The organism is Streptomyces sp. NPDC054956 (assembly GCF_053609185.1).
Genome location: NZ_JBSGXB010000248.1, coordinates 1 through 11604 on the forward strand (window position 1 = coordinate 1; position 11604 = coordinate 11604).

10 protein-coding genes and 1 pseudogene are annotated in these 11604 nt (G+C 71.6%); 6 read left to right on the forward strand and 5 right to left on the reverse strand.

Annotation, left to right across the window (positions count from 1 at the left end):
* Nucleotides 1-148: 148 nt before the first annotated feature.
* Together ACWGDE_RS29190 and ACWGDE_RS29195 are read left to right on the forward strand one after the other, a co-directional pair.
* A pseudogene (locus tag ACWGDE_RS29190) lies at nt 149-1921 on the forward strand (N-acyl-D-amino-acid deacylase family protein); the annotation flags it as partial.
* Nucleotides 1918-3396, forward strand: coding sequence for an aldehyde dehydrogenase family protein (locus ACWGDE_RS29195; protein ID WP_453392024.1), 1479 nt, complete (start codon nt 1918-1920; stop codon nt 3394-3396). The pseudogene ACWGDE_RS29190 and the gene ACWGDE_RS29195, both read left to right, overlap by 4 nt.
* Before the next feature lie 80 nt (nt 3397-3476).
* Here the strand turns inward: ACWGDE_RS29195 and ACWGDE_RS29200 are convergent, their stop codons facing one another.
* The gene (locus ACWGDE_RS29200) at nt 3477-4085 is read right to left on the reverse strand and encodes a hypothetical protein (RefSeq protein WP_453392025.1); all 609 of its coding nucleotides are present in this window, start codon (nt 4083-4085) and stop codon (nt 3477-3479) included.
* A gap of 352 nt (nt 4086-4437) precedes the next feature.
* Between ACWGDE_RS29200 and ACWGDE_RS29205 the strand changes: the two genes are divergently transcribed.
* The 4 genes from ACWGDE_RS29205 to ACWGDE_RS29220 all read left to right on the forward strand — a co-directional run bounded on the left by ACWGDE_RS29205 (nt 4438) and on the right by ACWGDE_RS29220 (nt 8427).
* Nucleotides 4438-6006: an APC family permease gene (locus ACWGDE_RS29205; protein ID WP_453392026.1), complete on the forward strand. Its 1569-nt coding sequence runs from the start codon at nt 4438-4440 to the stop codon at nt 6004-6006.
* Nucleotides 6007-6366: 360 nt separating this feature from the next.
* On the forward strand, nt 6367-6663 hold the full coding sequence (locus ACWGDE_RS29210) for a hypothetical protein (RefSeq protein WP_453392027.1): 297 nt from the start codon (nt 6367-6369) through the stop codon (nt 6661-6663).
* Nucleotides 6664-6854: 191 nt separating this feature from the next.
* Nucleotides 6855-7643: a bestrophin-like domain gene (locus ACWGDE_RS29215; RefSeq protein ID WP_453392028.1), complete on the forward strand. Its 789-nt coding sequence runs from the start codon at nt 6855-6857 to the stop codon at nt 7641-7643.
* A gap of 121 nt (nt 7644-7764) precedes the next feature.
* Nucleotides 7765-8427, forward strand: a complete 663-nt coding sequence (locus ACWGDE_RS29220; RefSeq protein WP_453392029.1) for a gamma carbonic anhydrase family protein — start codon at nt 7765-7767, stop codon at nt 8425-8427.
* Between the two features lie 110 nt (nt 8428-8537).
* On the opposite strand, the gene ACWGDE_RS29225 is transcribed toward ACWGDE_RS29220, so the two are convergent.
* The 4 genes from ACWGDE_RS29225 to ACWGDE_RS29240 form a co-directional block, all read right to left on the reverse strand.
* Nucleotides 8538-8936 (reverse strand): VOC family protein, encoded by a 399-nt coding sequence (locus ACWGDE_RS29225; protein WP_453392030.1) that lies wholly within the window; start codon nt 8934-8936, stop codon nt 8538-8540.
* Nucleotides 8937-8967: 31 nt separating this feature from the next.
* Nucleotides 8968-9849 (reverse strand): RNA polymerase sigma factor SigJ, encoded by an 882-nt coding sequence (sigJ, locus tag ACWGDE_RS29230; RefSeq protein WP_453392033.1) that lies wholly within the window; start codon nt 9847-9849, stop codon nt 8968-8970.
* A 176-nt stretch (nt 9850-10025) separates the two neighbouring features.
* Nucleotides 10026-10577 (reverse strand): hypothetical protein, encoded by a 552-nt coding sequence (locus ACWGDE_RS29235; RefSeq protein ID WP_453392031.1) that lies wholly within the window; start codon nt 10575-10577, stop codon nt 10026-10028.
* A 95-nt stretch (nt 10578-10672) separates the two neighbouring features.
* The gene (locus tag ACWGDE_RS29240) at nt 10673-11311 is read right to left on the reverse strand and encodes a LysE family translocator (protein ID WP_453392032.1); all 639 of its coding nucleotides are present in this window, start codon (nt 11309-11311) and stop codon (nt 10673-10675) included.
* Nucleotides 11312-11604: the final 293 nt, after the last annotated feature.

The window sequence follows — 11604 nt, forward strand, 5'->3', positions numbered from 1 at the left end:
GGGGCTGTTTGGCCCTCGGGCGGCGCATAAAACGCCGGAGGGGCTGGATCTGGTCGCCCGCCGGCGGTCACGTGCAGGCCGACGCCGGCCAAAATCTAGCCCCGCCAGCGTTTGAGGCGCGGGGTTTGGGGCGGAGCCCCAGGACACGGCGCGCAACGCGAACACCCGCAGAAGGGACGTCATGCTCGACCACCTGATCAAGGGCGCCACCGTCGTCGACGGCACCGGCGCCCCGGCCCGCGTGGCCGACGTCGGGATACGCGACGGCCGGATAGCCGTCATCGCCGTGCCCGGCACCGTCACCGAACCAGCGACGACCAGCGAGGACGCGCAAGGCCTCGTACTCACCCCCGGCTTCATAGACCCCCACACGCACTACGACGCCCAGCTGTTCTGGGACCCGTACGCGACCCCCTCCATGAACCATGGAGTGACCACCGTCGCGGGCGGCAACTGCGGATTCACCCTGGCCCCCCTCAACCCGGCCCGCCCCGAGGACGCCGACTACACCCGCCGCATGATGAGCAAGGTCGAGGGCATGGCCCTGGCCGCGCTCGAAGAGGGCGTCGACTGGACCTGGTCCACCTTCGGCGAGTACCTCGACGCGCTCGACGGCCGCATCGCCGTCAACGCCGGCTTCATGGTCGGCCACTGCGCGCTGCGCCGGCACGTGATGGGCGAGGACGCCACCGGCGGCAAGCCCACCCCCGAACAGATGCAGGCCATGCTCGACCTGCTCCACGACGCCATGAACGCCGGCGCCTGGGGCCTGTCGACCACCCAGTCCTCCACGCACTCCGACGGCTCCGGCGCCCCCGTGGCCTCCCGGCACGCCGAGCCCGCCGAGCTGATCGCCCTCTCCAAGGCGGTCTCCGAGCACGAGGGCACCCAGCTGGAGGCCATCGTCGCGGGCTGCCTCGACCAGTTCGCCGACGAGGAGATCGACCTCTTCGTCGAGATGAGCGCGGCCGCCGGCCGGCCGCTGAACTGGAACGTGCTGACCATCGACGCCTCCGTTCCCGAGCGCGTGCCGCGCCAGCTCGTCCCGAGCGAGCGCGCCCGCAAGGCCGGCGGCCGCATCGTCGCGCTGACCATGCCGATCCTGACCCCCATGAACATGTCGCTCGGCACGTTCTGCGCCCTCAACCTGATCCCCGGCTGGGGCGAGATCCTCGGCCTGCCCGTCCCCGAGCGCATCGCCAAGCTGCGCGACGCCGACGTACGGGCCGAGATGCTGCGCCGCGCCGACAGCAAGGAAGCCGGGGTCTTCCGGCGCCTGGCGAACTTCGGGCGCTACGTCATCGGCGACACCTACAGCGAGGCCAACGAGGGCCTGTCGGGCCGCGTCGTCAACGACATCGCGGCCGAGCGCGGCCAGGACGCCTTCCAGTGCCTGGTGGAGATCTGCGCCAACGACGACCTGCGCACGGTGCTCTGGCCCATGCCGACCGACAACGACCCGGCGACCTGGGCGCTGCGCGCCGAGACCTGGCAGCACGAGGACGTCATGCTCGGCGGCTCCGACGCCGGCGCGCACCTGGACCGCATGTGCGGGGCCCCGTACACGACCCGGTTCCTCGGGGACTGCCTGCGCGGCCGCAAGCTGGTGCCGCTGGAACAGGCGGTACGGATGCTCACCGACGACCCGGCCCAGCTGTTCGGGCTGCGCGAGCGCGGGCGGATCGAGGAGGGCTTCCACGCGGACCTGGTCCTCTTCGACCCGGAGCGGATCGAGGCCGGACCGGCGACGCTCGTGCACGACCTGCCCGGGGACAGCCCGCGGCTGGACGCGCGGGCCATCGGCATCGTGTCCGTACGCGTCAATGGTGTGGAGACCATCCGTGACGACGAGATCACGGGGGCGATCCCCGGGATCGTGCTCCGTTCGGGCCGGGACACGAGGACGGTGAGCACCAGGTGACCAGCGCACAGAAGCTCTACATCGGCGGCGAGTGGGTCGAGCCGGCCGGCGGCCACTACGAGGTGGTCAACCCGGCGGACGAGTCCGTGGTCGGGCTGGCCCCCGAGGCCTCGCGCGGCCAGGTCGAGGACGCGGCGCGCGCCGCGGCGGCCGCCTTCGAGAGCTGGTCGCGGACGAAGCCGGAGGAGCGGGCCGCGATCCTGGACCGGGCCGCCGACATCATCCAGCGGGAGTACGAGCCCTGGTCGGCCCTCGCCCAGGCGGAGACGGGCGCCCCGACCGGGATCGCGCGCGGCATGCAGGTCGGCGTCGGGGTGACCCGCTTCCGGCGGTACGCGAAGGGCGCGCTGGAGCCGGTGGAGCGCGGGCTGCCGCCGCAGGTCACCGAGGCGGGCCCGATGGGCGGGGCGAGCGTGCTCGGCGCGCTGGAGGTGCGCCAGCCGGTCGGCGTTGTCACCTGCATCACCTCGTACAACAACCCGTGGGCCAACCCGGCGGGCAAGGTGGCCCCGGCGCTGGCCATGGGCAACACGGTGGTCGTGAAGCCGGCCCCGCAGGACCCGCTGTCGGTGTTCCGGATGGCGGACGCGCTGCACGAGGCCGGGGTCCCGGCGGGCGTGGTGAACGTGGTCTCGGGCACCTCGGTGGAGGTCGGCGAGGCGGCCGTGGACTCACCGGACGTGGACATGGTGTCCTTCACCGGCTCCACGGGCGTCGGGCAGCGCATCGCCGAGGTGTGCGGGCGCACGATGAAGCGGCAGCTGATGGAGCTGGGCGGCAAGGGGGCGGCGATCGTCCTCGCGGACGCCGACCTGGACGCGGCGGTCATGGGGATCGGCACCACGTTCTCCTTCTACTCCGGGCAGATCTGCACGGCTCCGACCCGGGTGATCGTGCACCGGTCGGTGTACGAACAGCTGGTGGAGAAGCTGCAGGGCTACCTGGCCTTCATGAAGGTCGGCGACCCGACGGTGAAGGGCACGGTGGTCGGCCCCGTCATCTCGGCGGCGCACCGGGACCGCGTGGAGTCGTACATCGAGCTGGGGAAGAAGGAGGGCGCGCGGATCGCCTTCGGCGGCGAGCGCCCGGTGGTCGGGGAGGGGGCCGCGGCGGGCAAGGGCTTCTACGTGGCCCCGACCCTGCTGGTCGACTGCACGAACGACATGCGCGTGGTCCGGGAGGAGATCTTCGGGCCGGTGGTCGTGGTCGTCCCCTTCGACGGGGACGAGGACGAGGCCGTGGCGCTGGCCAACGACAGCGACTTCGGGCTGCTGAGCTACGTGTGGTCCGGGGACGCGGCGCGCGCCTTCCGGGTGGCGCGGCGGCTGCGGGCGGGCGGGGTCGGCGTCAACACCATCGGGCGGAACATGGAGGCGCCGTTCGGCGGTTTCAAGCGCTCGGGCGTGGGCCGGGACGTGGGTTCGTACGCCCTGCACGCCTACAGCGAGATCCAGTCGATCGTCTGGACCGGCTGAGCCTCGGCCGGCCCCCGGCGGGCACGAGAGGGCGGGGCCGGGGCGTCGCGCCCCGGCCCCTCACCCGTTCCCCTGCCGGGTCAGTTCTCCGACAGGTAGTTCGTGAGGACGCAGCCCTTCACCAGGGCCGGCTCCTTGGTGTAGCCGCTCGGCGGCTTGAAGTCCGGGTGGCAGTTCAGGACGCGCAGGCCGCTCGCCGGGCCCAGCATGGCGGACATCGTCTCGGAGTCCTCCGACCCCGTGGCGAAGTCCTGGCCGACGATGGGGCCGATGTTGATCCGGTAGCGGGGGTGTTCGGCCCGCTTCTTGTCGAGGTCGGCCTTGTACGCGGCCTGGAACGCCTTCGCGTCCTTGATCATGAGGATGGTCGTCCGGCCGTCGTTGCACTTCCCGCGCTCGGTGACGGTGAACGCCTTGCCGTACGTGGGGTCGTCCTCCTCGGACTTGCCCTCGCGGGGTGCGGTGACGTTGGCGCACTTGGTGTACGCGCCGACGATTCGGGATGCCCCCGCCATCGAGCCGGCTTTCTGCAGCCCCTTGAACCCGGGCTCCCGCTTCTGGGGGGCGCCCTGGGCGCCGTTGCCGCCGACGGCGCCGGGGAGCGACGCGGTGTCGTCGCCCCCGCAGGCGGTGAGCGCGAACAGCAGGGCGAAGGCCCCGGCCGCCGTGGGCAGTTGTACGAGTCGCATGATCCGGTTTCCGGCTTCTCGGAGTAGGTGATCTTGAGCTCGCGCGACTGTACAAGATCATCGGGAGCCCTTCGCGTCCGGTCCGAGGGCCGGTCGGTACGGTCCGGCGTCGACGGTCCGGCCAAAGTCACACGGGAAAGTTTCGAAACGCCCAAAACGGACAGGGCTGCGGTTTCCGCATACCGGAACCCGATGTCCGCCACCTCGCGAACGGAGGATGGGTGCCCGAGCCAACCTTCCATTTCGAGCTACATGGTCGCCCGGTCATTCGGATTCGAAGGTCATCCGGGGTGTGGATATCCGGACTTAAGTCCTCCAGATATGGAAAACGCAGCGTCTAACGTCCTTACCCATGACACAGCTGGACGTTCGGCCCCGGGCCGGAGACACGGTAAGCGGGACGGCCCCCGAGGGTGACGTCCGCGGCAAGGGCCTCGGCAAGGGCTCCGTCGGCCTCGTGGGAAGCGCCGTCATCGGCATCTCCACCGTCGCCCCCGTCTACTGCCTGACCTCGACCCTCGGCTCCACCGCCGGCGAGGTCGGCGTCCAGATGCCGGCCGTCTTCCTCGCCGGCTTCCTCCCGATGCTCCTGGTCGCCTTCGCGTACCGCGAGCTCAACAAGTCCATGCCGGACTGCGGCACCTCCTTCACCTGGACCGTGAAGGCCTTCGGCCCGCGGATCGGCTGGATGTGCGGCTGGGGCCTGGTGATCGCCACGATCATCGTGCTCTCCAACCTGGCCGGCGTCGCCACGTCCTACTTCTGGCTGCTGGCCGGCGAGATCACGGGCAACCCGTCGATCTCCGCCCTGGACGACGACAAACTCGTCCACATTGTCACCTGCCTGACCCTCATCGCCGTCGCGACCGCCATCAGCTACCGCGGCATGACGGCGACCAAGGGCGTCCAGTACGCCCTGGTCGGCCTCCAGCTGGCCGTCCTCGCCATCTTCGTCGCCATGGCCTTCCAGAAGGCCTCGGCCGGCACCTTCGACACCGGCCTGGACTTCTCCTGGCAGTGGATGAACCCCTTCGCGGTCGAGTCCATGGCGGCCTTCACCGCCGGACTCTCGCTCTCGATCTTCATGTACTGGGGCTGGGACGCCTGCCTGGCCACCAACGAGGAGACCACCGGCTCCGCCAAGACCCCCGGCCGCGCCTCGCTCATCGCGATGGTCGTCCTCGTCGGCTCCTACCTGGCCACCGGCATCGCCGCCCAGATGGCGGTCGGCTCCGGCGCCGACGGCCTCGGCCTCGGCAACCCGGAGACCTCCGGCAACGTCTTCGCCGCCCTCGCCGGCCCCGTCATGGGCCCGATGCTCGGCATCCTGCTCTTCGTCGCCGTCCTGGCCTCCGCGACCGCCTCCCTGCAGACCACCTTCATCCCGGTCGCCCGCACGGTCCTGGCCATGTCCACGTACGAGGCGCTGCCGCCCTCCTACGCCAAGGTCCACCCGAAGTTCAAGACCCCCGGCCGCGCCACCGTCATGGCGGGCGTCGCGACCGGCGGCTTCTACACCGTGATGACCCTGGTCAGCGAGAACGTCCTCACCGACACGATCTTCGCGCTCGGCCTGATGATCTGCTTCTACTACTCGCTGACGGCCTTCGCCTGCGCCTGGTACTTCCGCGGCGAGCTGCGCCGCTCCCTGCGCGACCTGTTCTTCAAGGGCGTCTTCCCCGTCATGGGCGGCCTGCTGCTCGCCGCGGTCTTCTTCAAGACCCTCTACGACGCCTGGGACCCCTCCTACGGCTCCGGCTCCACCATCCCCGGACTCGGCGTCGGCAGCGTCTTCGTCATCGGCGTCGGCCTGCTGGCCCTCGGCCTGGTCGTCATGTTCGTCACCGAACGCCGCAGCCCGGCCTTCTTCCGCGGCGAGGTCCTGACGAAGTCCACCCCGTCCCTGGTGGTCGAGGACTGACCCCACCCCGTTCTGCCCCCGCTGTGTCATCGCCCCGGCCCCGGCCCGCCTCCCCAGGCGGCCCGGGGCCGGGGGCGTTGCGGGGGCAGAAGGCCGAGCTTGCCATGAACGGAACGGGACTGCCGTACTGAGCCCGAGACCGGGCTGCGGGGCGGAGGGGGAGTCCGCAGCCGCGGTTGCGGGCGGTGCGCATGCTCTCGTGACGGGGAACCCGGCGGACTTTCCGGCCGGGGGAAAGAGGAATCCGCCCATGACGGTCCAGGATCTGTTGGACCGTTTTCAGAAGGCGGGCGTCGGCGGATTCGCGGAACGGGTGGGGGCGGGCGGTGACCCGGGGTCGGGCGGGTCGTTCTGGTCGGTATGAACGCCATCAAGCGCAGCCTCACCGCCCTGGTCCTCTCCGGGGGCGCGGCCCTCGCCCTCACCCCCGCCGTCGCGCACGCCGCCGACGAGCCCGCCATCCAGGGACCCCCGATCACCCAGCGCGTCGGCGAGATCGTCGACCACCCCGGCGGCGCGATCAAGGACGCGAAGACGGCGGTGGAGGTCACCGCCTCGGCCGCCGGATCCGCCTCGAAGGCCACCGACGCCTCCCTCGCCGGAGCCGGGACCGCGCTGTCCACCGGATTGCCGAAGACGCCGAAGGTGGGCGGCTGAGCCCGCGGATCGCGGGCGCGGGAGCCGGTACGGGCGCGGCGGCGGTGCGGGTGACCAGGACCGGCGGGACCTCGCGGCCGCCGGCCCGCGCCGCCGCGTCCCGGTAGGCCGCGCAGGAGGGCCCACGGCGGGCGAGCGCTCGCGCTGATCTTCGGGCGGGCCCCCGGGGCCGGGTGGTCGTTGGGCCGGACATGATCCTCTGGTTGCTCAATCACCTCAGCACTTTTCTGCTCGGCGTCGTCCTCGTCGGCGGCTTCGTCGCCCTCGCCGTCGGCGGCAGCCTCGCCGCGCGCCGCAGATTCCCGCACCTCGCGGCCGGCGAGCACAACGAGATGGTCGGCGTGGCCCTGGGAATGTTCGGCGCGATCTACGGCATCATCCTGGCCTTCGTCGTCGTCACCCTGTGGACGCAGTTGGAGAACACCCAGACCATCGTCGCCACCGAGGCCACCGACCTGGCCCTCGTCGTCCGCAGCGCCGAGGTCTTCCCGCCGGCCGAACGCGCCCGCGTGGAACGGGCGGTGGGGGAGTACGTCCACGCCGTCGTCGAGGTCCAGTGGCCCCTCATGCGCGAGGGCCGGCCCAGCTACGAGGCCACCGCCGAGCAGACGCACGGCCTGTACCGGGCACTCCAGGCCTACGAGCCCGTCGGCGTCCGCGGCGAGACCTTCTACGGGGAGGCCGCCGGCCGCCTCAACGACGTCGCCGCGCAGCGCCGGGCGCGGGTGACCATGGCCGAGACCTCGCTGCCGATCCTGCTGCAAGTCCTCGTGTACGGGGGCGCGCTGGTGATCCTGCCGCTCACGTTCCTCTTCGGGCTGCGGAGCCTGAAGATGCAGCTGCTGTTCGTGTCGGCGGTGGCCGGACTGATCGGCTTCAGCCTGCTGCTGGTGATGGCGCTCGACCGGCCCTTCGCCGGGGACCTGAGCGTGAGCCCGGCCCCGTACAAGGAAGCGGCGCTCGCGCAGTTCTGGCGCTAGCGCAGCAGCAGCCGACGTTCGCGCCCTGTAGTCCCCCGGATCGCGGACGGCACCTGTGCCGGCGAACGCGACGTCGGAAAACCGCCAGCATGCTCGCGGTCGGTCGGGCGAGAATCCGCTCATGATCGCTGACGCGCAAGGAATCCGCATCCGGCATCGCGGGCACGAGCCGCAGGTCCATCCCACCGCCTACATCGCCCCGACGGCCACGCTCGTCGGCGATGTCCGCGTGGGGCCGAGGGCGCGGGTGATGTACGGCGCGGTGCTCGATGCCGAGGGGTCTCGGATCGAGGTCGGGGAAGCGGCGGTGATCTGCGAGAACGCGGTGCTGCGCGGGTCCGCGGTCGCAGGCGATCAACCGGTGCTTGTCGCCGACCACGTCTTCGTGGGGCCGCATGCCACGCTGCTGGGCTGCGAGGTCGGCAGGTGCGCCTACGTGGCGACCTCGGCAACGGTCCTGCAGCGCGCACGGTTGGGGGCCGGCTCGGTCGTCGCTGTCGGCGCGCTCGTCCACGCGCGCACCGTTGTGCCGGACGAGTACTTCGTGCCGCCGCACACCGTGGCGCTCGACGCACCGGTGCGGCTGCTGGCCCCCGGAGATCCGGGCATGGCCGAGGCCGTCCGGCGGGTGGGCTTCGCGCAGGTGGCGTTCGGCGTGGACGCGGAGTGGACCGACCGGATCAGCCGGTACGAGCGCATCGCGGAGGTGCGCGTCGCCGAGTTCGGCACGCACGCGGACGACGAGGTTCTGAATCCCGGCCAGCGCCGCAACAGCGGCCCTTGAGCTGCGTCGAGATGACGCCCCGTCCGGATGCAGCGCCCCGCGTCACTGGCGCCGCCTCCGGACGGGCGACCGGTCGGAAGGGGCCGGCCGTCGAACGCAACGGCCGGCCGTCAGCCCCAGGTGCGGGAGCAGAGCACGAGCCGGTAGCCGTCGGGGTCGGCGATCGTGACCCCGTACGTGTCCCAATACGGGTTGTGGGAGGCCACGCGGGTACCGCCGTGCTCGACGAGCCGGGCCACCAGGGCCTCGTCGAGGGCCTCGCCGAGGTAGACGACGAAGAGGTCGTCCACGGTGGGGGTGGGCACCAGGGGTTTCTCGGGGTCGTGGGTGAGCTCGAAGTGCCAGCCCCCGCCGGCGGGCCCGACCATGAGGAGGTCGTGCTCCCCGGGCACGTGCTCGGTGCTGCGCCAGACCACGTCGAGCCCGAGCCCGTCCACGTAGAACCGCTCGGCGGCGGCGATGTCGAGGGAGGGCCGGGCGACGCGGATGTGGGTGTGTGATTCGATCATGGGGGAGAGGGTACGGGCGCGGGCAGCTCCGTCACAGGACGGCGGAGAGGTCCAGGGCGTCCAGCCGGTGGGGGTCGGCGATCACGTCGATGGCGACGATCCGGCCGTCGACGACCGTGAACGCCATCATCGAGAACACGCGGTCCTCCACGACGCACACGATGCCCGCCGCGCCGTTGACGAGCACCGGGCGGACGAACGGGGCGAGGTCGCGGTAGAGGGCCGCCTGCGAGGCCACGGTCTTCGCGCCGGTCAGGACCACCGTCTGGCGGGCGCGCGCGACGCCGCCGTCGGAACGCAGGACGACGTCCGGGTGGAGCAGGGCGACGAGCGCGTCGAAGTCCCCGTCGCGGGTGGCCGAGAAGAACGCGCTGACGGCCTCGCGCTGGCGCGAGAGATCCGGGTCCGGCACGGGAGCCCGCCCCTGCACGCGCCGGCGGGCCCGGCTGGCGAGCTGCCGGGTCGTCGCCGCCGTCTTGTCGAGCATCACGGCGATCTCCTCGAAGGGCACCGCGAACATGTCGTGCAGGACGAACGCCAGCCGCTCGGCGGGCGCGAGGGACTCCATGACCACCATCAGGGCCAGGCCGACCGAGTCGGCCAGCATCACCTCGTCCTCGGGGTCGATCGCGGTGTCCCGGCTGATGACCGGATCGGGCATGCGGGTCTCCAGGGAGTCCTCGCGACGCGTCTCGCGCGCACGCAGCCCGTTCAGGCACAGCCGGGCCACGACCGTCGTCAGCCAGCCGCCGAGGTTCTCGACCTCGCTGACGTCGGTGCGGCTCAGCCGCATCCAGCACTCCTGGACCGCGTCCTCGGCCTCGCCGATCGATCCGAGCATCCGGTAGGCGACGGCGCGCAAATGGGACCGGTGCTCCTCGAACCGGACAGCCAGCAGGTCCTGCTCGTCCATGTCCACGTCCACGTCCCGTGCTCCTTCCGCGAGGGTTCTCAGCTCAGCAGTAGATCATCAGACCGGCGGAGAGCGAAGGACAAGTCAGGTGATCCGGCAGGTAGTTCGGTGGGCCGGTCGGGGAGGGGGCTGGGAAGTGGGCCGGGGAGCGGTGAGGAGGGCGGCCGCCGTGCAGGCTACTTCCACGGGTTCTCGGTGGATACGCAGCCCAGTGCGCGCAGCTGCGCATCGGTGTCCCTGAGGGTCTCGATGCCGTCGGCGATCCACGACCAGCCGTCGCCGGGGACGCCGTCCATCTCGTCGGGTTCTGTGGGTGGCGCGCCCAGGCCGGACGTGGCCAGCACCCGGCGCGTTCCCGCACCGATCTGCTTGCGGGCCTTCGTCCAGGACTCGTGGACCTTGGGGTCGGGGATCGTCGCGTAGCCCCGGGCGTCTTCCAGGCTGGTGGACAGGTTGCTCAGGTCGATGTACGCCTTGCCCGCCTCGTGGCTGCCGTGGGCGATCCTCGCCGAGGTGATCAGGCTGTTGAGCCGCTCGCGTCCGCCGCTCTGGTACCACTGGATGACGCCCGCACCCGACTTCGTCGGCTCGGGCGCCGTGTCGCTCGGGACGGGCTTGAAGCTCACGTTCGTGTTCGGCGCCTTGGTCTCCTGCTCGCCGGCGCAGCCGGAGAGCAGGAGGGCGCCGACGGCGGCGACGGCGGCAAGGACGGTCGAGCGGACACGCATGGATCCCCCGGGGCGGCTTCGGACGAGGCTTCGGATGGGGCTGTGGAGCGTGTTGCGGGTCGGGCCGGCGCGCGGTTCGGGCTTCGGGCTTCGGGTCAGTCCTTGCGGCCGGTCGCGGCGACGGTCACGCCGAGACCGATCATCGCGAGCCCGCCGGCCCCGCCGATCGCGGACAGCCGCCGGGGTGAGCGCGAGAACCAGCTGCGGGCGGTCGCGGCGACCATGCCCCACGCGCTGTCGCAGACCACGGCGATGAGGTTGAAGACGAGGCCGAGGAGCAGCATCTGGGCCGTTACGTGGCCCTGGTCGCGGTCCACGAACTGCGGGAGGACGGCGGCGAAGAACACGATCGTCTTCGGATTGGCCACGCCGACGGCGAAGCCCTCCCACAGCGAGCGCCACGTTCCGTACGCGGTCGCCTCCGTGCCGAATTCAGCGCGCAGGGAGTGGCGCTGGCGGAAGGCCTTGACCCCCAGGTAGACGAGGTAGGCGGCTCCCGCGAGCTTGAGCGCGGTGAACACGAGCACGGAGCGTTCGACGATCGAGCCCACCCCGAAGGCCACGGCGACGACGAGCGCGTACGCGCCGAGCGTGTTCCCGGCCACGGTCGTCAGCACGGCCCGCCGCCCCTGGGACAGGGCGCGCCCGATGACGAAGAGCACGCTGGGCCCCGGAATCACGATCAGCAGCAACGACATCGCGGCGAAGGCGAGCAGTCGGTCGGTGGAAACCATGCACCTCATCGTTCCGGACGGGGGGAGGGAGGGGAAGGGGTTTTCGGGGGTGGGGGGTGGGGGGTGGGGGTGGGGGTGGGAGGTGGGGGGGGTGCGACGGTGACTGGGGCTGCGAGCGGGGCGGGGGCTGCGGCGGCTGGTCGGGGGCGGGGTTGGCGGGGCCCACGCACTCGGTGACTTCGACGGTGACCGGGGGGGCGTCCCGGGCGTCGAGTGTCCTTCCGTGCCGGGCCGGCCTGTCAAGGGCGCTCCTTCGTCGCGTCGCTTCGCGATGGCCTTCGGCCACCCTTGAC

Coding starts and splice junctions, on each gene's coding strand:
- ACWGDE_RS29210 (WP_453392027.1), top strand. CDS start 6,367: ATGAACGCCATCAAGCGCAGCCTCACCGCCCTGGTCCTCTCCGGGGGC.
- ACWGDE_RS29225 (WP_453392030.1), bottom strand. CDS start 8,936: ATGATCGAATCACACACCCACATCCGCGTCGCCCGGCCCTCCCTCGAC.
- ACWGDE_RS29235 (WP_453392031.1), bottom strand. CDS start 10,577: ATGCGTGTCCGCTCGACCGTCCTTGCCGCCGTCGCCGCCGTCGGCGCC.
- ACWGDE_RS29240 (WP_453392032.1), bottom strand. CDS start 11,311: ATGGTTTCCACCGACCGACTGCTCGCCTTCGCCGCGATGTCGTTGCTG.
- ACWGDE_RS29215 (WP_453392028.1), top strand. CDS start 6,855: ATGATCCTCTGGTTGCTCAATCACCTCAGCACTTTTCTGCTCGGCGTC.
- ACWGDE_RS29220 (WP_453392029.1), top strand. CDS start 7,765: ATGATCGCTGACGCGCAAGGAATCCGCATCCGGCATCGCGGGCACGAG.
- ACWGDE_RS29200 (WP_453392025.1), bottom strand. CDS start 4,085: ATGCGACTCGTACAACTGCCCACGGCGGCCGGGGCCTTCGCCCTGCTG.
- ACWGDE_RS29205 (WP_453392026.1), top strand. CDS start 4,438: ATGACACAGCTGGACGTTCGGCCCCGGGCCGGAGACACGGTAAGCGGG.
- sigJ (WP_453392033.1), bottom strand. CDS start 9,849: ATGGACGAGCAGGACCTGCTGGCTGTCCGGTTCGAGGAGCACCGGTCC.